The following is a 25,950-nucleotide window of genomic DNA, read 5'->3' on the forward strand; positions in this document are numbered from 1 at the left end:
CCCATCATTCGTCCCGCGCGTCGCGCTGCAGCAGCCGGGACACCGCCTCGGCGACCGGCAGATTGTCGAAGAGCACGGCACAGACGGCGCGGGTGATCGGCATGTCGACGCCGTGACGGTCCGCCAGAGCGGCCACGGCCTGCGCGCAACGCACGCCCTCGGCGACATGGCCGAGCGAGGCCAGCACCTGATCGAGCGACTTGCCGGTGGCAAGCTGCTGCCCGACCTTGCGGTTGCGCGACAGATCCCCCGTGGCGGTCAGGATCAGGTCGCCGACGCCGGCCAGGCCCATCAGCGTTTCCGCGCGCGCGCCGAGGGCCAGCCCCAGCCGGCTCATCTCGGCCAGGCCCCGGGTGACCAGTGCCGCCCGGGCGTTCAGCCCCAGGCCCAGCCCGTCGCTGGCGCCGGTGGCGATCGCCAGCACGTTCTTCACGGCGCCGCCCACCTCCACGCCGACCAGGTCGTCGCTACGGTAGATGCGCATCGCATGATGATGGAAGGCCTGCTGCGCGAGATCGGCCACCGCTGGGGCGCTGGCCGCCACCGTCAGCGCGCACGGCAGGGCCAGCGCCACCTCGCGGGCGAAGCTGGGGCCGGACAGCACGCCGTAGTCCAGCGTGCCGGCGGGCAGGCCCCCCAGCTCCTCGGCGACCATCTGGTGCGGCATCCGGTGGGTCGCCGCTTCGAAGCCCTTGCACAGCCACAGCATGCGCCGCGGCGCGAGGCCCGAGGCCGACAGCGCGGCCAGCTGGCGCGTCATCTCGCGCAGGCCGGAGACCGGCGTCGCGACGATCGCCATGCCGTCCGGGTCGGCGGCGGCATGGCGCACCGCTGCCTCGAAATCGGACTCGAAGCGCAGGCGGCTGGACAAGGCGATGCCCGGCAGATAGATGTCGTTGCAGTTGCAGGCGGCCATCGCCGCCAGCCGCTCGCGGTCGCGGCCCCACAGCACCACGTCGTGGTCCGCCGCGGCATGGCTGGCGAGGGCAGTACCCCAGGCGCCGGCGCCAAGAAAGGTCAGGTTCATGGCCAGGGACTCTTGCGAAGGAAAAACGGCAGGGCCGCAGAAAGACGAAACGGGGCCGCAGCCCCGTTCCATCCGCCTGTTCTACCCGGGATCAGTGACGCGCCTGGGTGCCGTCGGGCATCACGATGCCGGCGTTGCCGGCGCCTTCGGCTTGCGCCTGCTCCATCGCGGCCTGCAGGCGCTGCTCGTAGAGCGCCTGGAAGTTGATTTCCGACAGATGGATGGCCTGGAAGCCCGCACGGGTGATGACGTCGGCGATATTGCTGCGCAGGTACGGGTACAGGATGGTCGGGCAGGCAATGCCCAGCAGCGGATCGAGCTGTTCGACCGGCACGTTGCGGATATCGAAGATACCGGCCTGATGCGCCTCGACCAGGAACGCGACCTTGTCCTGCACCTTGGTGGTCACGGTGCCGGTGACGACGACCTCGAAGATGCCGTCCTGCAGCTGCGACGCGCCGACGTTGACCTGCACCTCGACCGACGGGGCCTCGCTTTCCAGGAAGATCTGCGGCGAATTGGGCTGCTCCAGCGACATGTCCTTCAGATAGACGCGCTGGATATTGAAGTACGGTTGATCGTCCTGCTGGCTGGTTTGCTGATCGCTCATGTGAGGCTTCCGGAGAGGCGGTGAAAGGGCGTGCCCGAGACCGGCGCGCTGGCGCGCGGGCGGCAAGCCCCGGTTGAAAAGTGCGTATGGTACATGACCATGACGGCGGAATCATTTCGGTCAGCTACCATGTCCGCCCGCCCGGTGCACCCCGGCGGTCCCGGGGGACCGCCGCACGCCGGGCCCTGGTCAGGGCGCCAGCAGCGGCTCCAGTCCCCCCTGGCGATCGAGGGCGGACAGGTCGTCGAAGCCGCCGACATGGCGGTCGTCGATGTAGATCTGCGGAACCGTGCGCCGGCCGGTGCGGGTCATCATCTCCTCGCGCTTGCCGGGTTCGCGGTCGATCAGGATCTTCTCGATCGTCTCGACGCCGCGCGAGCGCAGCAGCCGCTCGGCCATATTGCAGTACGGGCATACCATCGTGCTGTACATGACGACACGGGCCATCAGATTCTCCTTTCGCTTCAATCCAATACAGATGCGATCGACGGGCGCGGCCATTGTTCCCCGGGGTGCCGGCAAGCCGCATGGCGGCCGGCAGGCGCGCCGCAACGATTACTTGACCAGCGGCAGGCCGGCCTGCTGCCAGCTCGCCACGCCGCCTTCGAGCGCGTAGACCTCACTGTAACCGGCCTGCTTCAGGGCCGCTTGCGCCTTGCTGGCGCGCTGGCCGGTCTGGCACACCACGATCACCGGCACCGCCTTGTCCTTGGACAACGTGCCGGCCTTCGCGCCGAGTTCGGCCAGCGGGGCGCTCCTGGCCTGCGGCAGGTGGCCGCGCGCATATTCGGCGGCGTCGCGGATATCGACGACGATGGCCCCGCGCCGGTTGATCAGTTGCGTGGCGGCGGTCGCATTGAGCACCTTGCCGCCCGCGCCGCGTGAAAGGGTCGGCCACGCCAGCAGGGCGCCGGACACCACCGCGAGGGCGATCAGGGCAAGGTTGTTGTAGTCGGTGAAGAAATTCACGTTGGGATTCCGGTGGGTTGAGTCGGCGGCATTATAAAATAGCCCGTTTCGCGCGACGGCATTGCTGCTGGCATGCCGGTCGGCGCCGCAGGTTTCTCACTCTCTGGAAGCAGCATGCACAAGCTCGTCCTGATTCGCCACGGCGAATCCACCTGGAATCTCGAAAACCGCTTTACCGGCTGGGTCGACGTCGACCTGACCGAAACCGGCGCCGAGCAGGCCCGGCACGCCGGCAAGCTGCTGAAGGAAGCCGGCTACAGCTTCGACATCGCCTATACGTCCGTGCTCAAGCGCGCCATCCGCACCCTGTGGCATGTGCAGGACGAAATGGACCAGATGTGGATTCCCGTACGCACGGAGTGGCGCCTCAACGAACGCCACTATGGCGCGCTGGCCGGGCTGAACAAGGCCGAGACCGCAGCCAAGTTCGGTGACGAGCAGGTGCTGGTCTGGCGCCGCAGCTACGACACGCCGCCGCCCGCGCTTGAGCCGACCGATCCGCGCGCTTCGTTCGAGGACCCGCGCTACGCCAACGTGCCGCGCGAGCAGATCCCGCTGACCGAGTGCCTGAAGGACACGGTCGCCCGGGTGCTGCCGCTCTGGAACGAATCGATCGCACCCGACATCAAAGCCGGGAAGCGCGTGGTGATCGCAGCCCACGGCAACAGCATCCGCGCGCTGGTGAAGTACCTCGACCAGATCTCCGATGACGATATCGTCGGCCTCAACATTCCGAACGGCACCCCGCTCGTCTACGAGCTGGACGCCGATCTGCGGCCGATCCGCCATTACTATCTGGGCGACCAGGAAGCCATCGCGGCGTCGCTGGCGGCCGTCGCCAGCCAGGGCAAGGCGGCCCGCTGAAGCGGCAAGGCCGCCGGTGCGCCAGCGATGGCGCCGCGCAGCCGCGCGGCCTTTTTTTTCGCCCGCTCTTATACTGTCGGTCAGACCGGACTGGCAGTGCCCTTGTCGCCACGCCCAGACCGGCGCATTTCAATTCGTTCAGGCAAGCCCACATGCGTAAGACGCTCAAGAACATCAGCCTCGTCTCGGCAGGACTCGTGGCAGGCGTGCTCGCCACGTTGCAGTTTTCCGCGACGGCACAAAACAGCCCGGGGCCGCTGCCCCTGGAGCAGCTGCGGTTGATGGCGGATATTTTCGGGCAGATCAAGCGCGAATATGTCGAACCGGTCGACGACAAGAAGCTGCTGACCGAAGCCATCAAGGGCATGGTCGCCAGCCTCGATCCGCATTCGTCCTACCTCGACGCCAAGGATTTCAAGGAACTGCAGGAAGGCACGCGCGGACGCTTCGCCGGACTGGGCATCGAAATCTCGCAGGAAGAGGGCCTGGTCAAGGTCATCAACCCGATCGAGGACACCCCCGCCTTCCGCGCCGGCATCCAGCCCGGCGACCTGATTACACGGATCGACGACAAGCCGGTGCGCGGCCTGCCGCTGGAACAGGCGGTCAAGCGCATGCGCGGCGAGCCGGGCACCAAGGTCACGCTGACGATCTACCGCAAGAGCGAGGAGCGCACCTTCCCGGTGTCGATCACGCGCGCCGAGATCCGCGTGCAGTCGGTCAAGGCCAAGATGGTCGATCCCGCGGTGGGCTGGGTCCGCCTGACCAGCTTCCAGGAGCGCACCGTCTCCGACCTCGGGCGCCGCCTGAAGGAGATGGCCGAGAAGAACCCGAACATGAAGGGGCTGGTGCTGGACCTGCGCAACAACGGCGGCGGCGTGCTGCAGGGGGCGGTCGGCGTGTCGGCGGCCTTCCTGCCGGAAGACTCGACCGTGGTGTCGACCAACGGCCAGGTACCGGATGCCAAGCGGGTCTACAAGACCAACTTCAACAACTACCGGCTGTCGTCCGTCGAGGACGATCCGCTCAAGGACCTGCCGCCGCTGTTCAAGAAGATCCCGATGGTGGTGCTGACCAATGCCTACTCGGCATCGGCCTCGGAGATCGTCGCCGGCGCGCTGCAGGACCACAAGCGCGCGCTGATCATGGGCAAGACCACGTTCGGCAAGGGCTCGGTGCAGACGGTGCGCCCGCTGACCAACGATACCGGCATCAAGCTGACGATCGCGTACTACTACACGCCGTCGGGCAAGTCGATCCAGGCCAAGGGTATCCGTCCTGACATCCCGGTCGACCAGAATCCGGAGGGCGATCCGGACGATGCGCTGATCACCCGCGAGATCGATACCGAACGGCACCTGCACAACAAGCAGGAGTCGGAGGAAGCGGAGATGACCGAGCGCGAGCAGCGCCGCGTCGAGGAACTGCGCCGGCTGGAGGAAGAGAACGCGAAGAAGACGCCCGAGGAGCGCGAGAAGGATCGGCGCAAGAAGCCGGTCGAGTTCGGCTCCGCCGAGGACTTCATGCTGCAGCAGGCGATCGCCCAGCTCAAGGGCGAGCCGGTCAAGCGTTCGCGCTCCAAGCTCGAAGCGGCGCCGGTTGCCGACAAGACGCCCAAGGGGCCGGTCAAGAGCGACAGCCAGCGCAAGCCGCCGGCGCCGTCCGAGACCAAGCCCGGAACGCAGCCGCCGGCCAGCGCCCCGATGGGCAAGCCGCTGGGCACGCCGACCGGCAAGGCGCCCTGAACCGGCGGCCCGGACCTGCGCCGGGCAGAACGGTCCATCGACACGGCCATGGCGCGATGCCATGGCCGTTTTTGTTCCAAGTCCTCACGCACGGCGCCCCGGCGCCCCTTGCACCATGAACGACGACCAGTTGCTGCGCTACTCCCGCCATATCCTGCTGGACGAGCTTGGCATCGAAGGCCAGAGCCGGCTGCTGGCCAGCCGCGCGCTGGTGATTGGCGCCGGCGGCCTCGGTTGTGCGGCCCTGCCCTTCCTGGCGTCCGCCGGGATCGGCAGCATCGTGGTGGTCGATCACGACACCGTCGACCTGACCAACCTGCAACGGCAGATCCTGCATGGCACCGCCAGTATCGGCCGCCCCAAGGTCGAGTCGGCGCGCGAGAGCCTGCTGCGGATCAATCCGGAAATCGCCATCCGCACCGTCGGCGAACGCGCCGGCGATGCCGAGCTGGACGCGCTGGTGCGCGACGCCGACGTGGTGCTCGATTGCTGCGACAACTTCGCGACCCGGCATGCGGTGAACCGCGCCTGCGTCGCGCACCGGGTGCCGCTGGTGTCCGGTGCGGCATTGCGCTTCGACGGCCAGATCAGCGTGTTCGACACGCGCCAGCCCGGGCATCCGTGCTACGCCTGCCTGTTCCCGCCTTCCGAGCAGGCCCCGGAGGCCGCGTGCGCGACCATGGGTGTGCTGGCGCCGCTGGTCGGCATGGTCGGTACCGTGCAGGCGACCGAAGCGCTGAAGCTGCTGACGGGTGTCGGCCAGACCCTGGCCGGGCGGCTGTTGATGGTCGATGCGCTGCGGATGGAATGGACCTCGATGCGGCTGGCGCGGGCCCCGCATTGCGAGGTGTGCGCCGGGCGCTGAGCCGGCTTCAGCGGCCCTGGCCCGCGGTACGCTCGCGCAGCCACTGGCCGACCGCCTCGCGGTCGCCACGGAACACCACGCGCTGCGCCCTGGCGGCCCGCTGATAGTCGTACATGGGGTCGTAGTAGTCGCGCAGCAGCACCGTGATCCAGTCGCGATGCGCGTCGACCTCGCCCCGCTCGCGCTGCAGGTGCAGTGCCCCGTCCAGCAGCGCCGCCAGCGTGGCGAAGCGCACCCCGCCGAGCCGGCGGGAGATATCGGCGAGCGCCTGCCGCATCCGCGCGGCAAAGCCGTCGAAGCCGGCCTGCTCGCCGTATTCGGCGCGAAACTCGGCCTCCAGCGCGATCACGTAATCGCGCAGCACCCGCTCCACTCTTGCCTCGAAGGGCTCCTCCAGCCAGACCAGCGGGCTGGCCTGCATCCGCGCATAGAGGGCAGGCGGAAGGTCACGGCTGCCGATGAAGCGACCCTCGTCCTCGACCACGAAGGCCGACGTGCCCGCCGCGCGCTTGCGCAGCAGGTCGATCGACAGCACGTTCTCGAAGTCGATCTGCGCCGGCTGAGGGCGGGCCCGACGGCCAAAGCTGGAGCCGCGGTGGTGCGCAAGGCCCTCCAGATCGACGCTCGCCTGCAGTGTCGCCAGCAACTCGGTCTTGCCGCAACCGGTCAGGCCGCCCAGCACGATCCAGTCGCTGCGGGCGATCGCGTCCTCCAGCTCGCCGATCAGCCAGGTGCGCATCGCCTTGTAGCCGCCCACCACGCGCGGATAGGGCACGCCGCCCTCCTCGCGTAGCCAGCGCTGGGCGATCTCGGAGCGCAGTCCGCCGCGGAAGCAGTACAGGTAGCCGTCGGGATGGCGCCGTGCGAATTCTGCCCAGGCCGCGATGCGGGCCGCCTTGCGCTCGCCGCTGACCAGTTCGTGGCCGAGGCGGATCGCCGCCTGCTGGCCGGCTTCCTGGTATTCGCACCCCACGCGGTGCCGCTCCTCGTCGTCCATCAGCGGCACGTTGACCGCGCCGGGGAAGGCGCCGCGCGCGAATTCGATCGGCGCGCGCACGTCCAGCAGCGGCACGCCGGCGAGGAACAGCGCCCGGTAGTCGGCGCTGTCGGGACGCTCGTCCCGGGATGATGAACCGGTCTCGCCCATGGCGGCTCAGTCCAGCAGCACCGCGTGCGCGGCACGCTCGACGGTGGTGCCGATGCAGTCCAGCTGCAGCCCGCAGTCGGCGGCAACGCGCAGGAATTCCGCCTCCCCCTCCGGATCGACGGCTACCAGCAGGCCGCCGCTGGTCTGGGGATCGCACAGCAGCGCCCGCAGCGGCGCCGCCAGCCCCTCGTCCGGCGCCGCGATGCGGTGGCCGTAGCTGTCGAAATTGCGGCCGGTACCGCCCGGCACGCAGCCCGCTTCGATGTACTGGGGAACGCCGGGCAGCACCGGCACGGCCCGCACATCGAGGCGCACCGATACGCCGCTGCCATCGGCCATCTCGACCAGATGGCCGAGCAGGCCGAAGCCGGTCACGTCGGTCATCGCCAGCACGCCGGACAGCCGGCCGAAGCGGCTGCCGGGCCGATTGAGCCGGCACATCCATTCCGTGGCCAGGTCGGCGTGTTCCGGCCGCAGCTTGCCCTGCTTGCCGGCGGTGGTGAGCACGCCGATGCCCAGCGGCTTGGTCAGGTACAGCCGGCAGCCGGGCCGCGCGCTGTCGTTGCGCTTCAGATGCGCGCGCTCGACGATACCGGTCACGGCCAGGCCGAAGATCGGTTCCGGTGCGTCGATCGAATGGCCACCGGCCAGCGGAATGCCCGCGTCGTCGCAGGCGCGGCGGCCCCCGGCCACTACCTCGCGGGCAATTTCCGGCGCCAGCACGTTGACCGGCCAGCCGAGGATGGCGATCGCCATCAGCGGATCGCCGCCCATCGCATAGATGTCGCTGATCGCGTTGGTGGCGGCGATGCGGCCGAAGTCGAAGGGATCGTCGACCACCGGCATGAAGAAATCGGTGGTCGATACCAGGCCCCGTCCATCGCTGCCGTCGCCGTCGATGGCGTACACCGCCGCGTCATCGCGCGAGGCGTTGCCGACCCACAGCCGCGGGTCCAGATGCTGGGGGCCGCTACCGGCCAGGATGACGTCCAGGACCTTGGGGGAAATCTTGCAACCGCAGCCAGCGCCGTGGCTGTATTGCGTCAGCCGTACCGCTTCAGACATGCGCGGAACTCCGTGACTCGAGGGAAAGGGAAGGTGCAGGCCGCGGCGAGGATCACCCCGCACGAGGCACGGAACCGGGAGCCGGCGGCGCCGTGCCTGGTGCTGGGGATGAGAAGCCGAATGGTAATGATAGGGATTCACCTTCGGCGTCGCGCGAAGCCGCGGCTGCCCGCCAGCCGCGAAACACGCCGGCCCGCGCGCCCGGAGGACGCGTCAGGCCACGGCCAGGCGCATTACTGCTCGCCCGGCTCCATCTGCGACTGCAGGTAGTTCTGCAGGCCGACGCGGTCGATCAGATCGAGCTGGGTTTCCAGATACTCGATGTGCTCTTCCGTATCGGTCAGGATGTCGAGCAGCAGGTCGCGGCTGACGTAGTCGCCGACGGATTCACAGTAGGCAATGCCTTCCTTGATCGTGACCTGCGCGGCCTGCTCCAGTTGCAGATCGCACTTGAGCATCTCGGGGGTGTCCTCGCCGATCAGCAGCTTGCCCAGGTCCTGCAGGTTGGGCAGGCCGTCGAGCATCAGGATCCGGTCGATCAGGCGGTCGGCATGCTTCATCTCGCCGATCGATTCCTTGTACTCGACATCGCCCAGCTTCTTCAGGCCCCAGTGCTTGTACATGCGGGCGTGGAGGAAGTACTGGTTGATTGCGGTCAGCTCGTTGGTCAGCTGGGCATTGAGATACTGGATGACTTTCTTGTCACCTTTCATTGTTGGCTCCTGATAAGGGGCCCGCCAAAATGCCGCGCGGCGCCGGGTGGCGCCGCGTGCAGCGTGAATCAGGAACGACAAACCGCGCCGCGATCCCGATGATCGTGGCGCGTGGGAGAGAGTGAGCGGTACGGTGGCTCAGGCCACCAGCTCGGTCTGTTGATCGTTCGCGACTGCCGGGTCCCGAGTGTCCATTATGGCACGCGGTCCCGACGTGGAACAACGGGAAAGGGGGGCGAATTGCACCGGCTTTGCCATCATGGCCGGCATGGCCGTCAGGGCGGCGGCGTTGCTGTCACACAGCATCTGGTGGGCGCACTCCCGGCACCGGCCGCAGCAGGTCCCCACGCCCAGCGTCTCCGCCAATTCGTCGAGCGTCGAGACGCCCAGCGCGGCGGCGCCCTTGATCTCGCGGTCGGTTACCTGGTTGCAGATGCAGACGTACACAAAGCCCTCCTTCGACTCGGACGTCACCGGCATGACGTTCCCATGAGCGGCAGCTTAACAGAGAGTGGGAATGATAACAATTCCCATTAATCCACGTTGCGACACGATGGCAGACTGCATCACTTTCGTCCGCCGGAAGGTCCGCTTTTGCCACTTCGACAGCAGGAATGGGATTGGGTTCGTGGCTTCCAGGCCGCGCAAACCCATGGTGGTGTCAGGGTTGTGACAGGCGTTGCAGCACAGCCGCGGCGTCGTCCGGCTCGTAGGTAACCAGCAGCTCGTCCACCACCGGCGCGAGCCGCCGACAGTCGGCGCGCAGCACCTCCTGCTTCACCCGCAGCAACTGCGCGGGATGCATGGAGAACTCCCGCAGTCCCATGCCGAGCAGCAGGCGCGTCATCGCCGGGTCGCCGGCCATTTCGCCGCAGACGGCGACGGGCACGCCGGCATGGCTCGCCTCGCGGATGGTGCGGGCGATCAGCTGCAGCACGGCGGGATGGAGCGGATCGTACAGGTGGGCGACGGCATTGTCGGCACGATCGATCGCCAGCGTGTACTGGATCAGGTCGTTGGTGCCGATCGACAGGAAGTCCATCCGCCGCAGGAACAGGGGCAGCAGCAGCACCGCGGCCGGAATCTCGATCATCGCGCCGATCTTCAGCGCCGGATCGAAGGGCACGCCCCGCTCCTCCAGCTCGCGGCGGGCGCGCGCCAGCAGTTCCAGGGTCTGGTCGATTTCGCGCGCGTGCGCCAGCATCGGAAACAGCACCCGTACCGGCCCGTAGGCCGAGGCGCGCAGCAAGGCGCGCAGCTGCGTCAGGAACATCGCCGGCTCCGACAGCGACCAGCGGATCGCCCGCAGCCCCAGCGCGGGATTCAGCGCGGTCTCGTACTCCTCGCCACGCCAGTCCCGGCCATCGCGCCCGTCCCGCCCGTCGCGGGCATCCAGCGGCTTGTCCGAGCCGATATCGATCGTGCGGATCGTCACCGGCAGGCCGTGCATTGCCTCGACCGCAGCCCGGTAGGCTTCGAACTGCTCGTCCTCGCCCGGCAACTCGCCACGGCGGTTCATGAAGAGGAACTCGGAGCGGAACAGCCCGACGCCGACCGCTCCCGCTGCCAGCGCGCTGGCGGCGTCCTCGGCCAACTCGATATTGGCCAGCAGGTCGATCTCGATGCCGTCCAGCGTGACCGCGGGCGTATGGCGCAGTCGCTGCAGCCGCTTCTTCTCCAGCGCCCGCTCGCTCTGGCGGTGCCGGTATTCCTCCAGGATGATCGGCGTGGGATCGACGATCACGAGGCCGGCGTCGCCATCGATGATGATCCAGTCGTCCTGGCGGATCAGTTCGCTGGCATTTTGCACGCCGACGGCGGCGGGAATATCGAGGCTGCGCGCCACGATCGCGGTATGCGAGGTGCGGCCGCCCAGGTCGGTGACGAAGCCGTGAAAGACGGTATGGCGGAACTGCAGCATGTCCGCGGGCGAGATGTCGTGGGCGACCACGATCACGCCCGGCGTCGGCTCACCGTCAGCCGCGAGCGCGGGGACCGGTGCCGGCACCAGCACCGGCGCGCCGGCCAGATACTTGAGGATGCGCTCAACGACCTGCTCGATATCGGCCTTGCGCTCGCGCAGGTACTCGTCCTCGATCTCGTCGAACTGGCGCATCAGCTGCTCCAGCCGCGTGGTCAGGGCCCATTCCGCGTTGTACCGGCGTGTGAGGATCAGCGCCTCCGCCTCGCGCGCCAGCATCTCGTCGTCGAGGATCATCGCGTGCACGTCGAGGAAGGCGCCCATTTCCTCGGGCGCATCGGGTGGCAGGTCCCGCTTCAGGGCCGCCAGTTCGGTCCGTACGGCGGCACGCGCGCTACGCAGCCGCTGCACCTCGTCCTGCAGCCGGTCTTCGTCCACCAGGTAGTGCGAGACGTCCAGCGCCGCCGGCGCAAGCAGATGCGCCCGCCCGATTGCGACGCCGCGAGAGACCGGGATGCCGTGCAGGGCAAAGGGCATGGACCGCTCCGGTGGGAACGTTTAGGGTCGATCGCTCCGGCAGGCCGGGATCATTCTCCCTCGCCGAAGCGGTTGCCAATCAGTGTCACCAGCGCGTCCATCGCCTCCTGTTCGTCCGGGCCTTCGGTTTCGATGGTCACGGTGGAGCCGATGCCGGCCGCCAGCATCATCACGCCCATGATGCTCTTTGCATCGACCTGGCGGCCATTGCGCGACATCCGGACCTGACTGACGAAACTGCCAGCGAGCTGGGTGAGCTTGGCCGAGGCGCGTGCATGCAACCCCAGCTTATTGATGATGGTGACGTCCCTCTGCAGCATACTTGTCGGGATGGTTTGCGATCTGGTTCTGGACGGATGTGGAGCCGATCTGCAGCACGCCCTGCGAGCCGCCGGCAAGTGCCTTGGTCGCCAACTGGTCCAGTTGTTCGGAACGGTAGCAGATCGCCCTGACGAGCATCGGCAGGTTGACTCCGGCGAGGACCTTGACACGGCCGGGGTCTGCCAGGCGAGCGGCAATATTGGCCGGCGTGGCGCCGAAGATATCGGTCAGCACCAGCGTGCCGTTGTCTTCGGCCACATGGGCAAGCCTGCGCCGCGCGTCGGCAAGCACTGCGGCGGGCTCGGCATCCGGAAGCACGTCGATGGCCTCGACCCCCTTCGGCTCGCCGCAATACACGTGCGCCGCGCAGTCCCGCAGGGCACTGGCCAGCGGCGCATGCGCAATGATCAGAATGCCTGCCATGGTTGAGGTTCGATCCTGTGGTCTGGCGCGATTGTAGCAGGGGCCGGCCGCAGTGCCTTCGGCTGCACGGCAGGATGGTGCCGTCCGGGGGTCAGTGCGCCGCGCCGACCGCCTGTTCCAGCGCGTCGATGAACATGCCGGCGACCGGGAAGCCGGTCTGCTGCATGATTTCCTGGAAGCAGGTGGGGCTGGTGACGTTGACCTCCGTGAGATAGTCGCCAATCACATCCAGGCCCACCAGCAGCAGCCCCCGCGCAGCCAGCACCGGCGCCAGCGTCTCCCCGATCTCGCGGTCGCGCTCGGACAGCGGCTGCGCTCGGCCGGTGCCGCCTGCCGCCAGATTGCCGCGCACTTCGCCATCCTTGGGGATGCGCGCCAGCGAATACGGTACCGGCTTGCCGCCGATCAGCAGCACGCGCTTGTCGCCGTCGCGGATCTCGGGAATGAAGCGCTGCACCATCAGCGAACGCGCGCCGTTGTTGCCCAGCGTCTCGACGATCGCACCCAGATTGATGCCATCCTTGCCCACGCGGAACACGCCCATGCCGCCCATGCCGTCCAGCGGCTTGACGATGATGTCGCCATGCTCGGCGTGGAAGGCGCGAATGCGGGCCGCGTCGCGCGTCACCAGCGTCGGCGTGACGAACTGGCCGAACTCGGCGATGGCGATCTTCTCCGAGTGGTCACGAATCGCCTGCGGCTTGTTGAATACGCGTGCGCCCTGCCGCTCCGCCACCTCAAGCAGCCAGGTGCTGGTCACATATTCCATGTCGAACGGCGGGTCCTTGCGCATCAGCACGGCATCGAAGTCGCGCAGCGGGGTCGGGACGGCCGCGTCCAGCCGGTACCAGTCATCCGCATTGCCGGTCAGGTGCAGCGCGCTGGCGGCGGCTTCGACCACGCCCGAGGACAGCGTCAATTGCGGTTGCAGGCAGAAGTACAGCTGATGACCCCGGCCCGCCGCTTCGACCATCATCGCGTAGGTGGAGTCCTTGTACGTCTTGAAGGTATCGAGCGGGTCGGTAATGAATAGGATGCGCATGCTGGATAGATTCGGCGGTGAGGTCGGCCAGGGAGCGAACGCGGGCTGCGATGCGGCGTACAGGCCACGCCTGCATCGCGCCTGCAGCGGAAGGGATCAGAGGATGGGATTCGGATCCGTCTTCTCGAGTTCAATCGAGGCCGCCAGCAGCGCAAGCCGCGCCACCACCCCGTACATATAGAAGCGGTTGGGCACCGCGGCCCCCGGCTTGGCGTGGGTGTCGGGGATGCTGTTGGGCGCGAACGCCAGCGGCACGAAATGCATGCCAGGCGCGTTCAGGTTCTCGTCGACGCCGCGGCCGGTGTGGACGCGGTAGAAGCCGCCAACGACGTAACGGTCGATCATGTAGACCACCGGTTCCGCCACCGCCTCGTTGACCTTCTCGAAGGTATGCACGCCTTCCTGGATGATGACGTCGTTGACCTCCAGGCCTTCCTTGACGACGCTCATCTTGTTGCGCTCCTTCCGGTTCAGGCCCTTGACCTCGGCCGGATCGCGCACCGTCATCACGCCCATGCCGTAGGTGCCGGCATCGGCCTTGACCACCACGTACGGCGTTTCCTTGATGCCGTACTCGCGGTACTTCTTGGCGATCTTCTTGAGCACGCCCTCGACCGCATCGGCCAACGCTTCCTCGCCCACGCGCTCATGGAAGTCGATGCCGCCCACGCGCGCGAAGTACGGATTGATCATCCATTGATCGATGTCGATCAGCTTGGCGAACTTCTTGGCCACCTCGTCGTAGGCCGAGAAGTGCGACGACTTGCGGCGCGTGCTCCAGCCCGCGTGCAGCGGCGGCAGCACGTACTGCTCGTTGATGTTCTCCAGGATCGGCGGTACGCCGGCGGACAGGTCGTTGTTCAGCAGGATCGAACAGGGATCGAAATCCTTCAGTCCCAGGCGGCGGTCACGCGTGCCCAGTCGCTGCAGTGGCTCGACGACCAGCACCTGGCCATCCGGCAGCTCGATCGGCGTGGGCTCGGTGATGTCCTCGGACAGCGAACCGAGCCGCACGTTCAGGCCCGCCTGGCGCATGATCAGCGACAGCCGCGCGACGTTCTGCAGATAGAACATGTTGCGCGTGTGGCGCTCCGGGATCAGCAGCAGGTTCTTGGCGTCCGGGCAGATCTTCTCGATCGCGGCCATTGCCGCCTGCACCGCCAGCGGCAGCATTTCGGGGGCGAGGTTGTTGAAGCCGCCGGGGAACAGGTTGGTGTCCACTGGCGCCAGCTTGAAGCCGGCATTGCGCAGGTCGACCGAGCAATAGAACGGGGGGGTATGCTCCTGCCATTCCAGCCGGAACCAGCGCTCGATGGACGGGGTAGCGTCCAGGATCTTCTTTTCGAGTTCGAGCAGGGGGCCGTTCAGCGCGGTAATGAGATGCGGGACCATATCCATCCTATAGATCGTCTTTATCGTCCGCCCCGATTGTAGAGGAACGTTCAATAGCCTGCTGACCGGGTGCAGTGGCGGGCCGGTCGGCATGGCGTAACGATATGAGGTTTCCGGGAGGATTTAAAAGAGGAAAGGCACTGATTTTTTGACCCGGCACCGCCAGAATGATTTGCCGCAGGCAAAAAAAAAACGCGGCGGGCGCCGCGCTTTGAATGGCCTGACAGATACGGGGAGCGTTCTGCAGGTGGAGGAAACTGCCTCACTCGCACTGTATGTGCGCTCCCCGGCCATTACAACTGAAAGGTTTTGAAGACGGAGTTAAGTGCTTACCGAAGAAGGCCGCTGGTAGCCTGTGGGTGTCCCGTCATCTGGAGGGAGAGACAGTGGCCTTCGGCGTGACAAGGAACGAAAAAAGCCCGGCACGCGGCCGGGCAAAACTCCTGAGAGAAGATTCCCAATCAGCTCTCCAGCACAACACCGTTTGAGATGGCGCCCCTGTCAGGCGGCGCCGTCCCGGAACTTCGATCAGCCCTCGTAGGCGGTTTCGCCGTGCGAGGTAATGTCCAGGCCCTCGCGCTCCTCGTCCTCGGGCACGCGCAGACCGATCAGCAGGTCGACCAGCTTGAAGGCGACGAAGGCCACCACTGCCGACCAGACCACGGTGGTCAGCACGCCTTCGACCTGCACCCAGACCTGGCTGGCGATCGAATACTCGTCGGCGACCTTGTTGGCCACGTAGTCGTAGATGCCGACGCCGCCCAGGCTCGGAGCCGCGAACACGCCCGTCAGCACCGCACCGACGATGCCGCCCACGCCGTGGACGCCGAACACGTCCAGCGTGTCGTCGGCACGCAGCATCCGCTTCAGGCCGGTGACGCCCCACAGGCACAGCAGGCCGGCGACCAGACCCATCACGATGGCGCCCATCGGGCCGACAAAGCCGGCACCCGGGGTGATCGCCACCAGACCGGCGACCGCGCCCGACGCACCGCCCAGCATCGACGGCTTGCCCTTGGTGATCCACTCGCCGAAGGTCCAGGACAGCACCGCGGCAGCGGTTGCCAGCAGCGTATTGGCGAAGGCCAGCGCGGCGCCGCCGTTCGCTTCCAGGCCGGAGCCCGCGTTGAAGCCGAACCAGCCGAACCACAGCAGCGAGGCGCCGACCATGGTGAAGGTCAGGCTGTGCGGACGCAGCGCCTCGCGGCCGAAGCCCAGGCGCTTGCCGAACAGGTAGGCGCCCACCAGGCCCGCAATCGCCGCGTTGATGTGCACCACGGTACCGCCCGCGTAGTCGAGCGCGCCCTTCTGGAACAGCCAGCCGGCCTTGGCGGTCGCAGCCTCGGCGGCGGCGGCGTCGGTGTACGCGTCCGGACCCGGCCAGAACCAGACCATGTGGGCCATCGGGATGTAGGCGAAGGTGAACCACAGCACGATGAAGACCAGCACCGCCGAGAAGCGGGCGCGCTCGGCGAAGGCGCCGATGATCAGGCTGCAGGTGATCGCGGCGAATGCGCACTGGAAGCAGAAGAACACCAGTTCGGGGATCACCACGCCCTTGCTGAACGTCGCGGCCACCGCATCGGGGGTCAGGCCCTTCATGAACAGCCGGTCGGTACCGCCGAAGAAGGCGTTGCCCTCGGTGAAGGCGAAGCTGTAGCCGTAGATGGCCCACAGCAGCGACACCAGCGAGAAGATCACCAGGCACTGCATCAGCACCGACAGCATGTTCTTGGACCGCACCAGACCGCCGTAGAACAGCGCGAGGCCCGGCAGCGTCATCAGGATCACGAGCGCCGTGCAGATCAGCAGCCAGGCGGTGTCGCCCTTGTCCGGCGTCGGCGCCGCGGCGGCCGCTTCGGTGGGAGCCGCGGCCGGCACCACCGCTGCACCGGCGGCGGCGGCATTGCCACCGGCGGTGGCGGCAGTCGCGGCAGGTGTGGCGGCTTCGGCTGCGGCTGGGGCGCTTGCCTGCGCCGTCGTCGCGTCCTGCGCCACGGCGTGACCGGACAGACCAAGACCCCCCGTACCAAGGGCAAGCGCCATGGCGCCTGCCGTCAGAAAGCGTTTGAACCAGCTATTCATGTTTATCTGACCTCTTGTCTTATTCGTGCATACCGGTGCTTGTGTCGCGCCGCTTACAGCGCGTCGCCGCCGGTTTCCCCGGTACGGATACGGATGACCTGCTCGATCGGGGCAACGAAGATCTTGCCGTCGCCGATCTTGCCGGTACGCGCCGACTTCTCGATCGCCTCGATGGCGCGATCGACCACGTCGTCGGGCACGGCCACTTCGATCTTGACCTTGGGCAGGAAATCGACGATGTACTCGGCGCCCCGGTACAGCTCGGTATGGCCCTTCTGGCGCCCGAAGCCTTTCACTTCGGTGACGGTGATGCCGGAAACGCCTACGTCCGACAGCGCCTCGCGCACTTCGTCGAGCTTGAAGGGCTTGATGACGGCGATGATGAGTTTCATGCCAGTTTCTCCTGGGGCGGCCCCGGCCCTCGCCGGCGCCGCCTGCTTGCGGGTGATTTAGAAAGCTTTGGTGATCGTCGCCACCACGGTCGCCTTGCCCAGATACCGGCCCGACGTATTGGTGTAGACGCTGCGCTCGGCATTGGTGTCGATGTACGACACCGCGGCCGAGAAGCCGCTGCCCAGATCCTTGGTCAGCCCGATCTTCCAGTCGGTGTATGAGGCGTCGGAGACGTCCTGCACCTTCTGGTAGCCGACGTGGGCGTTCAGCGTCAGGCCCCAGACATTCAGCGGCACATTGGCCGACAGGTCCAGGTACCAGCTGTTCTTGCTGTCGGCAAAGCCGAACAGGTTGGTGGGCGCGTACGAGTACTTGAGGAAGACGGGGCCGTAGCCGACGCCCGCATAGACTTCGGTGGTGTACGGCCGCACGTAGCCGCCCGGGTAGTCGCCGGGGTAGTAGTACTGCAGCACGCCGACGTCGTAATTCCAGTTGCCGTCGCCCAGGGTGTTCTTGAAGCCGGCATAGAAGTCCATCTCGATCGGCGCCGACACCTCGTCGTTGCTGTCGTTCAGCCAGCTGATGCTGGAGTTCCAGTTGCCGGCATAGAAGCCGCTGGCGTGGCTGTAGTCGAAGCCGCCCTGGATGGCCGGGCGCCGGTTGGTCTGCATCAGGCCGCGGTAGCGGTACTCCGATGCCAGCGTCACGTTCGCCGTGAACGTATGCGGCGAGGCCGGTTCGGCGGCGGCAGCGCTCTGCGCGTTGGCGGTCGCGGCGAATCCGCTCAGCGCGATGGCGCCAGTGGCGCCGATGGCGAGGGCCAGCTTCTTCATGGACTTCTTCTCCTTTTCCTTGGCTCTAGGCTTGGCGGTGCCGCGGCCTGGCTCGGACCGGGCACCCCTGGTACACCGCTTCGGGCGATTTACTGCAACTGGCGTGCCAGCTACGGCGCTCCCGAACGAAGCGCGCCGGGCGGCCAACGGATCGCGTGCATCGGAACCAAAACCGTCCGCCATGGCCACAGAAGACAACGGGCCCGCCTCCGTCAAAACGTGTGTCTGCAAGGGCCGGGGCGCTTTCCGGCCGGCGGGCAAGGCGCCATAATCGCGCCATGACGCCGGCCGGAGCGTCCGCCGCGCACTAGCCGGCGCGGACCGCTCTGCACCAGCCTTGTGCAGTCGGGACAGGCGAGGGGCACGGCCGCCCTAAATCGGAGCACCACATCGGTGCGCAAGGAGAAGTCCATGAAACCCAGCGATCTCTTCAACGACCTGCAGAGCAAGGTGAGCGAGGCGCTGCGCAATTCGCCTGCGAAAGACCTGGAGAAGAACGTCCGCAGCATGATGACCCAGGGCTTTGCCAAGCTGGACCTGGTCACCCGCGAGGAATTCGACGTCCAGTCGCAGGTGCTGGCCCGCACCCGTGCGCGGCTGGAGGAGCTGGAACTGCGCGTGATCGAACTGGAGCGCCGGCTGGCGCCGCAGGCAGGCACCGCCTCCACGATGGGCGCCAGCGCGGGCGGCATGAGCGCCGGCATGACGGGCGCATCGAGTGGTGCCGTGGGTGGCGTGGGTGGCGTGGGTAGCGGCCCGGGGTCGGCGACCGCCATGGCGCCGGGTAGCGTCCCGGGAAGCGCGACGGCGTCGGGCACCGCGACGCCGACCGGCCCGGCGCTGGGCAGCACCGCGGAGATGGCGGGACGCGCCACGGGTTCGACTACCGGGTCCACCACGGGCACCGCGACGGGCACCGCTGGCGCAGGCACCGCAGGTTCCGCACCGTCCGCGGCGCCGACGGTCGAGCCCGGCACCGGCCCGACCAACCCGGGCCTGGCCGGATAAGCCCGCTGCGGCGGCGCAGCGTCATCCGCCGCAATCGTCACGATCGGAGGCCGCCGCGAGGCGGCCTCTGTCATTGCAGCCGGGCTTCACAAAGTCGTAACGGGTGCGTTCCCCTGTTGCCTGCTGCGCCCTGCCTCGGAGATGCCGCATGCAAGCCGACCTTGCCGTCGTCCGCTGTCGTGCCCTGACCGGTATCGACGCACCGCCCGTCTGCGTCGAGACGCACCTTGCCAACGGACTGCCGGCCTTCAATATCGTCGGTCTGGCCGACACCGAGGTGCGCGAGAGCCGCGAGCGGGTGCGGGCGGCCATTCTGAACAGCGGCTTCGAATTCCCGGCGCGTCGGATCACCGTCAACCTGGCCCCGGCTGATCTGCCCAAGGAGTCCGGCCGCTTCGACCTGGCGATCGCGCTGGGTGTGCTGGCCGCCAGCGGGCAGATTCCCGCCGACGCATTGGAAGGCCGCGAATTCGCCGCGGAACTGTCGTTGTCCGGCGCCTTGCGGCCGGTGCGCGGGGCGCTCGCCATGGCGATGGGGACCGCGCGCGACAACGGCAAGCGGGGCGGCAGGCCGCACGCCTTCGTGGTAGCGGAGGACAACGCGCGCGAGGCCGCGCTGGTGCCCGACGTGCCGGTGCTGGCCGCGTCCACGCTGGCCCAGGTCTGCGCGCACCTGTGCGGCACCGGTGCCGGGCTGGCGCGCGCGATCGGCGCGCTGCCGTCGACCGGCGCCGGCGCCGACTATCCGGACATGCGCGAGGTCCGCGGGCAGGCACAGGCGCGCCGCGCGATCGAGATCGCGGCGGCGGGCCAGCATTCCGCGCTGCTGGTCGGTCCACCGGGCACCGGCAAATCGATGCTGGCCCAGCGGCTGCCCGGTTTGCTGCCGGCGATGACGCTGGACGAGTCGCTGGAATCGGCCGCGGTGCTCAGCCTGACCGGCCGGGGCTTCGACGCCTCGCGCTGGGGCAGGCGTCCGTTTCGCTCTCCGCACCATACCGCTTCCGCGGCGGCGCTGGTAGGCGGCGGCGGCGATCCGCGGCCCGGCGAGATCTCGCTGGCGCACCGCGGGGTGCTGTTTCTCGACGAGTTGCCCGAGTTCGAGCGACGGGTGCTGGAGGTCCTGCGCGAGCCGCTGGAGACCGGGCGCATCACCATCTCGCGCGCCGGAAGGCAGGCCGAGTTTCCGGCGCGATTCCAGTTCATTGCCGCGATGAACCCCTGCCCCTGCGGCTATCGGGGCCATCCCCGCCGGGCTTGCCGCTGTACCCCCGATCAGATCCAGCGCTATCAGGGGCGCCTGTCCGGCCCGCTGCTGGACCGGATCGACCTGCAGATCTCGGTACCGACGCAAACCGAGCACGAAACGCTGGACGGCCCGCCGGGCGAGGACAGCGCGGCGGTGCGCGAGCGCGTCCGCGCCGCGTACCAGCTGCAGATGTCGCGGCAGGGCAAGGGCAATGCGGAACTGGCAGGCGCCGAGATCGAGCGGCATTGCCCGCTGACGGACGAGGCGCAGGGGCTGCTGCGCGCGGCGATGGCCCGGCTCGCGTGGTCGGCACGGGCGTACTTTCGCGCGCTGAAGGTCGCCCGCACCATCGCCGACCTGGCACAGGCCGAGCGCATCGACGCCGGCCATGCGGCAGAGGCGGTGCAGTACCGGCGCGTATTGCCGGGGGCCTAGCCGGCGCGCCCACTGGCGGCTGCGCTCAGCGCCGATGCTCGGGCGGCTCGCCGGGCGGCTCGGGCGGCTCCTCGATCGGCGGCTGATCGGGGGGAATGCCCGGCGGAGGCGGTTCGTCGAACGGCGGCACGGTGTGTTCCAGACGGCGCGGCATGGCGAGCTCCAGGATGCGATTCCCTCATTGAAGCAAACCCGCATCGCGCCCGCCAATCCACCGTACGCCTACATCGGCGACGCCCCTTGCCCGGAGTGCGGATCAGGCAGGCTGCCGGCGCACGAAGAACAGCGCGGCGCCCACTGCCATCAGCACGCCGCCGAAGACGCGGTTCTGCCAGCGCATCGCCGTGGCGTTGCGGAACAGCCCCTGCATCCGCGACGCCAGCAGCGCGTACCCGTGCATCACGATCAGGTCGACCGCGCACATGGTGGCCGCGAGAATGGCCAGCTGCGGCGCCAGCGGCCGGGCGGGATCGATGAACTGCGGCAGCACCGCCACCATGAAGACGATGCCCTTCGGATTGGTGACATTGGTCAGCAGACCGGTGACGAAGCGCCGGCGGGGACTGAGGGCCGCGACACGGGGGGTACCGGCTTGCCCCGGCGCGTCCTCGACGCGCGAGCGCCATTGCTGGATACCGAGGTAGATGAGGTACAGCGCGCCGACGGTCTTGACCGCGGCGAACGCCGGCTCGGACGCGAGCAGCACGGCGCCGACACCGCCGCCGGCGATCAGCAGCACGATCAGCAGCCCGGTCTGCAGGCCGAGGATGGTGGTACTGGTCTTGCGCAGGCCGTAGGACAGGCCATGGCTCATCGACAGCACGGCACCCGAGCCCGGCGAGACCGCAATCACCCAGCAGGCCACGAAGTACCCGAACCAAAGCTCCCAGCGCATCTTGTTGTTCTCCTGAATAGAAACCGGTTGGCCGACCGCGGGCGGCCATTAGAAGGGATGGAACCCGGCGAGAAACTGCTCGATCTGTTCTCGCAGGCGGTCATCCCGGGCCGTGTCGCCCGACTCGAGCACCACCGCCTGATAGACCCGCGTGCCGCGGCCGACCAGCCAGGCGGTCATCCTGCGCGGCGTCCGATCCTCGCCCGACACGCCGGTCGCGCGCACCTCCGTGGCCGGCAGCGGCAGCGCCGGGTTGCCGGCCGACATCACCGTCACCTCGCGCGTGTGCACCGGCTCGGCGGCGGCGGCACCGACGTTGGCGGCCAGTCCGGCCTGCATCGCCTCGATGGCCTCCTGGCGCAGGCGGGCGTCGTCGGCCGGGAGGGTCACCACGCCGACGGCAAACAGCGTGTCGTCGACCCGCGCCGCGTCCATCGTCATCGGCAGGCGGCGCCCCGCGATGGTCACCTGCCGCGCGGCACTGGACGGCTTGGCCGGATACAGCGCGGCATAGGCGCCCTCGTTGGACTGCACGGTGCGCCAGTCATACCGGGGCGAGCAGGCGAGCAGGGCCAGCGCCAGCGGCAGTGCCAGCACGGCATGGCGCGCGCGGCGCGCCCACGCGGGAAGGATTGGCGAAGGCATCGGCATGGACAAAGGAAGCGGTGTGGGCGCGCAGGGGCGATACCGGGAACAGAGACCGGATCGACGGCACGTCACTGGCGATCGATAGTGGATCGTCGCGAGGCGGTATTATCGTGGATTCAGGCAGGCGCGGGGACAGCGTGCCGCATCTTTCGCTCGCCCTGGCGCCCGTTGCCGCTCTCAGCCGCGTTCCCTTCCGCTTTCCTTTTCCCTTCCGCTTGCCTGCCCGATCCGCTCCCATGCCACTACCGCTGCGCTTTCCTTGGCGACGCCTCCCCCAGGCCGGGCTTGCCGCCCTGCTGCTTGCCGCGCCGCTCGGCGCTGCCGCCGCCAGCGAGGGCGCCGGCGCCGGGACAGGAACGCACGCGCACGGCGCGCCCCTGCCCCATGCGACCGATCTTGCCGCGCACGCCGCCGCCGCGGCAGCGCGCAAGGAACCGCTGGTCGTGCTGGTGACGCTACCGGGCTGCCAATACTGCGAAACCGTGCGCCGCCACTATCTGGCGCCGCTGGCGGCGGAAGCCGGCATCGCCGCGCGCGAGGTCGACATGACCGCAGTGACGCCGCTGCGCGCCTTCGAGACCAGCCAGACCACGCCGCGCGACTGGGCGCGCCAGCAAGGGGTGCGGGTCGCACCGACGGTCCTGTTCCTCGGTCCCGACGGCCGCACGCTGGCGCCACCGCTGGTCGGCCTGCAGCCGGATTTCTACGGCGCCTATCTGGATCAGGCGCTGGCGCAGGCCCGCGAGCGCCTGGCGCAACTGCCGGCAGGCAGCCGGCGCTAGAATGGCGGCTGGCCTTTCGTTGCATGCGCTCGCGATGAACTCTGCACCCTCCTCGAATTCCGGTCCCGGACCGAACCGGCCGTCGCGTTCCGCCGGCGCCCCGCGCTGGCCGTGGATCGCCGCGGTGCTGCTGCTGGCGCTGATCGGCTTCTTCGGCTATCGCGCGCTGACGCCAGCGTCGAAGGCGCCGGAGGCGACCTTCGTGCTGCTGTCCGGCGAGCGCGTCAGCACCGCGCAGCTGCAGGGCAAGGTCTACCTGGTCAATTTCTGGGCAACCAGCTGCGTGACCTGCGTCAAGGAAATGCCGGACATGGTCCGCACCTATGACAAGTACAAGGAAAAGGGCCTCGAATTCGTCGCCGTGGCGATGCAGTACGACCCACCCATGTACGTGCTCAACTTCACCGAGACGCGCAAGCTGCCGTTCAAGGTCGCGCTCGACTCCGACGGCTCGGCGGCGCGCGCCTTCGGCGACGTGCAACTGACGCCGACCACCTTCGTCGTCGACAAGCAAGGCCGCATCCTGAAGCGCTATGTCGGCGAGCCCGAATGGGACGGCCTGCACAAGCTGCTGGAAGAGGCGCTGGCGCGTACCGCCTGACACCGGCCGGGGCGTGCCCCCCCGGACAACAGGCCAGCTTGCGGTTAACCTCTGTATGGATATACAGTTGTCGCCAAGCTGAGGCGGCTGCCCGACACCGTCTCTATTCGTGCCGTTCCAGCCGCTTTTCTTTGCGGCGCCCTGCTCAGCCCCCGTGTCCGCCGACTTCCTGCTTTCCGCCACCGCGCCCGACCTGGCTTGCGCAACGCCTTGCGCCGACGATGCCGGCCATGCCCTGACAGCGGTTGTCACCGCCCCCAGCGAAGGGCCACCGGACTACCTCGCCGCCCTCAATCCCCAGCAACGCGAGGCGGTCGAGCACACCGCGACGCAGCCCCTGCTGATCATCGCTGGCGCCGGCTCCGGCAAGACCAACACGCTGGCGCATCGGGTTGCGCACCTGCTGGTGGGCGGCGCCGATCCCCGGCGCATCCTGCTGCTGACCTTTTCCCGCCGTGCCGCGATCGAACTCGGGCGCCGCGTCGAGCGGATCGTCGACCAGGCCTTCGCGACCCGCAACGGCGCCGCCGCGCGCGGACAGTCCGGCGTGGGCCGGGCCGCGCTGCAATGGGCCGGCACCTTCCACGCGATCGGCGCCCGGTTGCTGCGTGAATACGCGGAGACGCTGGGCCTGTCGCCGGCGTTCACCATCAGCGATCGCAGCGACTCGGCCGACCTGATCCACGTGCTGCGTCACGACCTCGGCCTGTCCGAGCTGCCTTCGCGCTTTCCGCGCAAGGAAACCTGCCTGGCGATCTACTCGCGCGTGGTCAATACGCAGGCGCCGCTGGAGGACGTGCTCAAGCGGCAGTTTCCCCGCTATGCGCAATGGGCCGACGCGCTGCGCAAGCTGTTCGCCTGCTACGTCGAAGCCAAGCAGAAGCAGCAGGTGCTGGACTATGACGATCTGCTGCTGTACTGGGCGCAGGCGCTGACCGAGCCCGCACTGGCGCGGGAGATGGGCGAGCGCTTCGACCACGTGCTGGTCGACGAGTACCAGGACACCAACGCGCTGCAGGCGTCGATCCTGCTCGGCATGAAGCCGGACGGCCGCGGACTGACCGTCGTCGGTGACGATGCCCAGTCGATCTATGCATTCCGCGGCGCCACCGTGCGCAATATCCTGGACTTCCCCGCCCGCTTCTCGCCGCCGGCGGCGCAGGTCACGCTCGCGCGCAACTACCGTTCGACCCAGCCGATCCTGGCCGCCGCCAATGCGGTGATCGGCCTCGCTGCCGAGCGCTTCACCAAGGACCTGTGGTCCGACCGCGAGTCGGCGGAAAAGCCCGGCGTCGTGGTCGTCAACGACGAGACCGACCAGGCGCGCTATGTGGTCGAACAGATCCTGGCACGCCGGGAAGCCGGCCTGGCGCTGATGTCGCAGGCGGTGCTGTTCCGCGCCGCCGACCACAGCGCCCAGCTGGAACTGGAACTGGCCCGGCGCAATATCCCCTTCGTCAAGTTCGGCGGCCTGAAATTCCTCGAATCGAGCCACGTGCGCGACATGCTGGCGGCGCTGCGCTGGCTGGAGAATCCGCGCGACCGGATGGCGGGCTTTCGTACCCTGCAGCTGCTGCCCGGCATCGGGCCGAAGACGGCAGCGCGCGTGCTCGAAGCGATCGAAATCGCCACCGAGCCACTGTTCGCGCTGCAGACCTTCGAACCGCCGCCCGCCGCGGAACCGGGCTGGGAGGCCCTGCTGGCGCTGGCCGCTCGCTCGATGGGCCTGCACGCACCCTGGCCCTCCGAGTTCGAGGCGGTGCTGCAATGGTACGAACCGCATCTGGACCGGCTGCACGACGACGCGCCGGCGCGCCTGGCCGACCTGCAGCAGCTCGCCCGCGTGGCCGGCACCTATGCCAGCCGGGAGCGCTTCCTGACTGAACTGACGCTCGATCCGCCCGATGCCTCCAGCGACGAATCCGGCGTCCCCTCCCGCGACGAGGATTACCTGATCCTGTCGACCATCCATTCCGCCAAAGGGCAGGAATGGAAGGCGGTCTATGTGCTGAACGCCGTGGATGGCTGCATGCCTTCGGATCTGGCGACCGGCACCACGGAGGAAATCGAGGAGGAGCGGCGGCTGCTGTATGTGGCCATGACGCGCGCCAGGGACCACCTCGATATCGTCGTGCCGCAGCGCTTCTACGTGCACCAACAACCAGGCATGGGCGACCGGCACGTCTATGCCTCGCGCACCCGCTTCCTGCCCAACCGCGTCATGCCGCATTTCCACAGCCGGGCGTGGCCGCCACCGCCGCCCGTGGACGCGGCGCCGGTCCGGCCGGCGCTTCCGGCGGTCGATCTTGCCGCGCGCATGCGGAATATGTGGCGATAGCCGGCAACGCGGAAGTGGCGTGCGCGGCACGCTTGTCGGAAG

26 protein-coding genes and 1 pseudogene are annotated in these 25,950 nt (G+C 68.1%); 8 read left to right on the forward strand and 19 right to left on the reverse strand.

Annotation, left to right across the window (positions count from 1 at the left end):
• Positions 1 to 4 precede the first annotated feature (4 nt).
• From K6V06_RS06115 to K6V06_RS06130, 4 genes are all read right to left on the reverse strand, one after another.
• On the reverse strand, positions 5 to 1,027 hold the full coding sequence (locus K6V06_RS06115) for an NAD(P)H-dependent glycerol-3-phosphate dehydrogenase (protein ID WP_222241027.1): 1,023 nt from the start codon (positions 1,025 to 1,027) through the stop codon (positions 5 to 7).
• Between the two features lie 91 nt (positions 1,028 to 1,118).
• Positions 1,119 to 1,637: a protein-export chaperone SecB gene (secB, locus tag K6V06_RS06120; RefSeq protein WP_222241029.1), complete on the reverse strand. Its 519-nt coding sequence runs from the start codon at positions 1,635 to 1,637 to the stop codon at positions 1,119 to 1,121.
• Positions 1,638 to 1,826: 189 nt separating this feature from the next.
• Positions 1,827 to 2,084: a glutaredoxin 3 gene (gene grxC, locus K6V06_RS06125; RefSeq protein WP_222241031.1), complete on the reverse strand. Its 258-nt coding sequence runs from the start codon at positions 2,082 to 2,084 to the stop codon at positions 1,827 to 1,829.
• Between the two features lie 108 nt (positions 2,085 to 2,192).
• On the reverse strand, positions 2,193 to 2,606 hold the full coding sequence (locus K6V06_RS06130; RefSeq protein ID WP_222241034.1) for a rhodanese-like domain-containing protein: 414 nt from the start codon (positions 2,604 to 2,606) through the stop codon (positions 2,193 to 2,195).
• 114 nt (positions 2,607 to 2,720) lie between these two features.
• Between K6V06_RS06130 and gpmA the strand changes: the two genes are divergently transcribed.
• From gpmA to K6V06_RS06145, 3 genes are all read left to right on the forward strand, one after another.
• Positions 2,721 to 3,470 carry a 2,3-diphosphoglycerate-dependent phosphoglycerate mutase gene (gpmA, locus tag K6V06_RS06135; protein WP_222241036.1) on the forward strand — a complete coding sequence of 250 codons (750 nt, stop codon included), beginning with the start codon at positions 2,721 to 2,723 and terminating at the stop codon, positions 3,468 to 3,470.
• A 152-nt stretch (positions 3,471 to 3,622) separates the two neighbouring features.
• The gene (locus K6V06_RS06140) at positions 3,623 to 5,215 is read left to right on the forward strand and encodes a S41 family peptidase (RefSeq protein ID WP_222241038.1); all 1,593 of its coding nucleotides are present in this window, start codon (positions 3,623 to 3,625) and stop codon (positions 5,213 to 5,215) included.
• Positions 5,216 to 5,330: 115 nt separating this feature from the next.
• Positions 5,331 to 6,080 (forward strand): molybdopterin-synthase adenylyltransferase MoeB, encoded by a 750-nt coding sequence (locus K6V06_RS06145; RefSeq protein ID WP_222241040.1) that lies wholly within the window; start codon positions 5,331 to 5,333, stop codon positions 6,078 to 6,080.
• A gap of 7 nt (positions 6,081 to 6,087) precedes the next feature.
• Here K6V06_RS06145 and mnmH read toward each other — a convergent pair whose 3' ends face one another.
• The 12 genes from mnmH to K6V06_RS06205 all read right to left on the reverse strand — a co-directional run bounded on the left by mnmH (position 6,088) and on the right by K6V06_RS06205 (position 17,952).
• A complete protein-coding gene (gene mnmH / locus K6V06_RS06150; RefSeq protein ID WP_222241042.1) occupies positions 6,088 to 7,227 on the reverse strand; it encodes a tRNA 2-selenouridine(34) synthase MnmH in 1,140 nt (379 codons plus the stop codon).
• A gap of 6 nt (positions 7,228 to 7,233) precedes the next feature.
• Positions 7,234 to 8,292 carry a selenide, water dikinase SelD gene (gene selD / locus K6V06_RS06155; RefSeq protein ID WP_222241044.1) on the reverse strand — a complete coding sequence of 353 codons (1,059 nt, stop codon included), beginning with the start codon at positions 8,290 to 8,292 and terminating at the stop codon, positions 7,234 to 7,236.
• Between the two features lie 233 nt (positions 8,293 to 8,525).
• Positions 8,526 to 9,005 carry a bacterioferritin gene (bfr, locus tag K6V06_RS06160; protein WP_222241046.1) on the reverse strand — a complete coding sequence of 160 codons (480 nt, stop codon included), beginning with the start codon at positions 9,003 to 9,005 and terminating at the stop codon, positions 8,526 to 8,528.
• Between the two features lie 138 nt (positions 9,006 to 9,143).
• On the reverse strand, positions 9,144 to 9,452 hold the full coding sequence (locus tag K6V06_RS06165; protein WP_222241511.1) for a bacterioferritin-associated ferredoxin: 309 nt from the start codon (positions 9,450 to 9,452) through the stop codon (positions 9,144 to 9,146).
• A gap of 214 nt (positions 9,453 to 9,666) precedes the next feature.
• Positions 9,667 to 11,463 (reverse strand): phosphoenolpyruvate--protein phosphotransferase, encoded by a 1,797-nt coding sequence (gene ptsP, locus K6V06_RS06170; protein ID WP_222241048.1) that lies wholly within the window; start codon positions 11,461 to 11,463, stop codon positions 9,667 to 9,669.
• Between the two features lie 50 nt (positions 11,464 to 11,513).
• Complete coding sequence (locus tag K6V06_RS06175; RefSeq protein WP_222241050.1) at positions 11,514 to 11,783, reverse strand: HPr family phosphocarrier protein; 270 nt, start codon at positions 11,781 to 11,783, stop codon at positions 11,514 to 11,516.
• The gene (locus K6V06_RS06180) at positions 11,752 to 12,207 is read right to left on the reverse strand and encodes a PTS sugar transporter subunit IIA (RefSeq protein WP_222241052.1); all 456 of its coding nucleotides are present in this window, start codon (positions 12,205 to 12,207) and stop codon (positions 11,752 to 11,754) included. Before K6V06_RS06180 ends, K6V06_RS06175 begins: the two co-directional genes overlap by 32 nt.
• Before the next feature lie 91 nt (positions 12,208 to 12,298).
• Positions 12,299 to 13,249, reverse strand: coding sequence for a glutathione synthase (gene gshB, locus K6V06_RS06185; RefSeq protein ID WP_222241054.1), 951 nt, complete (start codon positions 13,247 to 13,249; stop codon positions 12,299 to 12,301).
• A gap of 96 nt (positions 13,250 to 13,345) precedes the next feature.
• Positions 13,346 to 14,641 (reverse strand): glutamate--cysteine ligase, encoded by a 1,296-nt coding sequence (gene gshA / locus K6V06_RS06190; protein ID WP_222241056.1) that lies wholly within the window; start codon positions 14,639 to 14,641, stop codon positions 13,346 to 13,348.
• A gap of 528 nt (positions 14,642 to 15,169) precedes the next feature.
• Positions 15,170 to 16,726 (reverse strand): ammonium transporter, encoded by a 1,557-nt coding sequence (gene amt / locus K6V06_RS06195; protein WP_222241058.1) that lies wholly within the window; start codon positions 16,724 to 16,726, stop codon positions 15,170 to 15,172.
• Positions 16,727 to 16,779: 53 nt separating this feature from the next.
• A complete protein-coding gene (locus K6V06_RS06200; RefSeq protein WP_006159494.1) occupies positions 16,780 to 17,118 on the reverse strand; it encodes a P-II family nitrogen regulator in 339 nt (112 codons plus the stop codon).
• Positions 17,119 to 17,175: 57 nt separating this feature from the next.
• Positions 17,176 to 17,952 carry a TorF family putative porin gene (locus tag K6V06_RS06205; RefSeq protein ID WP_222241060.1) on the reverse strand — a complete coding sequence of 259 codons (777 nt, stop codon included), beginning with the start codon at positions 17,950 to 17,952 and terminating at the stop codon, positions 17,176 to 17,178.
• 411 nt (positions 17,953 to 18,363) lie between these two features.
• Between K6V06_RS06205 and K6V06_RS06210 the strand changes: the two are divergent.
• Both K6V06_RS06210 and K6V06_RS06215 read left to right on the forward strand, forming a co-directional pair.
• A pseudogene (locus K6V06_RS06210) lies at positions 18,364 to 18,606 on the forward strand (accessory factor UbiK family protein); the annotation flags it as partial.
• Positions 18,607 to 19,108: 502 nt separating this feature from the next.
• Positions 19,109 to 20,644 carry a YifB family Mg chelatase-like AAA ATPase gene (locus tag K6V06_RS06215; RefSeq protein ID WP_222241062.1) on the forward strand — a complete coding sequence of 512 codons (1,536 nt, stop codon included), beginning with the start codon at positions 19,109 to 19,111 and terminating at the stop codon, positions 20,642 to 20,644.
• A gap of 25 nt (positions 20,645 to 20,669) precedes the next feature.
• Here the strand turns inward: K6V06_RS06215 and K6V06_RS20650 are convergent, their stop codons facing one another.
• The 3 genes from K6V06_RS20650 to K6V06_RS06225 all read right to left on the reverse strand — a co-directional run bounded on the left by K6V06_RS20650 (position 20,670) and on the right by K6V06_RS06225 (position 22,184).
• The gene (locus tag K6V06_RS20650; protein WP_255581637.1) at positions 20,670 to 20,798 is read right to left on the reverse strand and encodes a hypothetical protein; all 129 of its coding nucleotides are present in this window, start codon (positions 20,796 to 20,798) and stop codon (positions 20,670 to 20,672) included.
• Positions 20,799 to 20,900: 102 nt separating this feature from the next.
• Positions 20,901 to 21,539, reverse strand: coding sequence for a LysE family transporter (locus tag K6V06_RS06220; protein WP_222241064.1), 639 nt, complete (start codon positions 21,537 to 21,539; stop codon positions 20,901 to 20,903).
• A 48-nt stretch (positions 21,540 to 21,587) separates the two neighbouring features.
• The gene (locus tag K6V06_RS06225; RefSeq protein WP_370637399.1) at positions 21,588 to 22,184 is read right to left on the reverse strand and encodes a hypothetical protein; all 597 of its coding nucleotides are present in this window, start codon (positions 22,182 to 22,184) and stop codon (positions 21,588 to 21,590) included.
• 239 nt (positions 22,185 to 22,423) lie between these two features.
• Here K6V06_RS06225 and K6V06_RS06230 point away from each other — a divergent pair, with 239 nt between their 5' ends.
• The 3 genes from K6V06_RS06230 (at position 22,424) to K6V06_RS06240 (ending at position 25,908) form a co-directional block, all read left to right on the forward strand.
• A complete protein-coding gene (locus tag K6V06_RS06230) occupies positions 22,424 to 22,969 on the forward strand; it encodes a thioredoxin (protein WP_222241068.1) in 546 nt (181 codons plus the stop codon).
• Positions 22,970 to 23,003: 34 nt separating this feature from the next.
• Positions 23,004 to 23,570: a TlpA disulfide reductase family protein gene (locus tag K6V06_RS06235; RefSeq protein WP_222241070.1), complete on the forward strand. Its 567-nt coding sequence runs from the start codon at positions 23,004 to 23,006 to the stop codon at positions 23,568 to 23,570.
• 169 nt (positions 23,571 to 23,739) lie between these two features.
• On the forward strand, positions 23,740 to 25,908 hold the full coding sequence (locus K6V06_RS06240; RefSeq protein WP_370637410.1) for an ATP-dependent helicase: 2,169 nt from the start codon (positions 23,740 to 23,742) through the stop codon (positions 25,906 to 25,908).
• The last annotated feature ends 42 nt before the right edge of the window (positions 25,909 to 25,950 follow it).

The organism is Cupriavidus sp. AU9028 (assembly GCF_019795295.1).
Lineage (GTDB): Bacteria > Pseudomonadota > Gammaproteobacteria > Burkholderiales > Burkholderiaceae > Cupriavidus.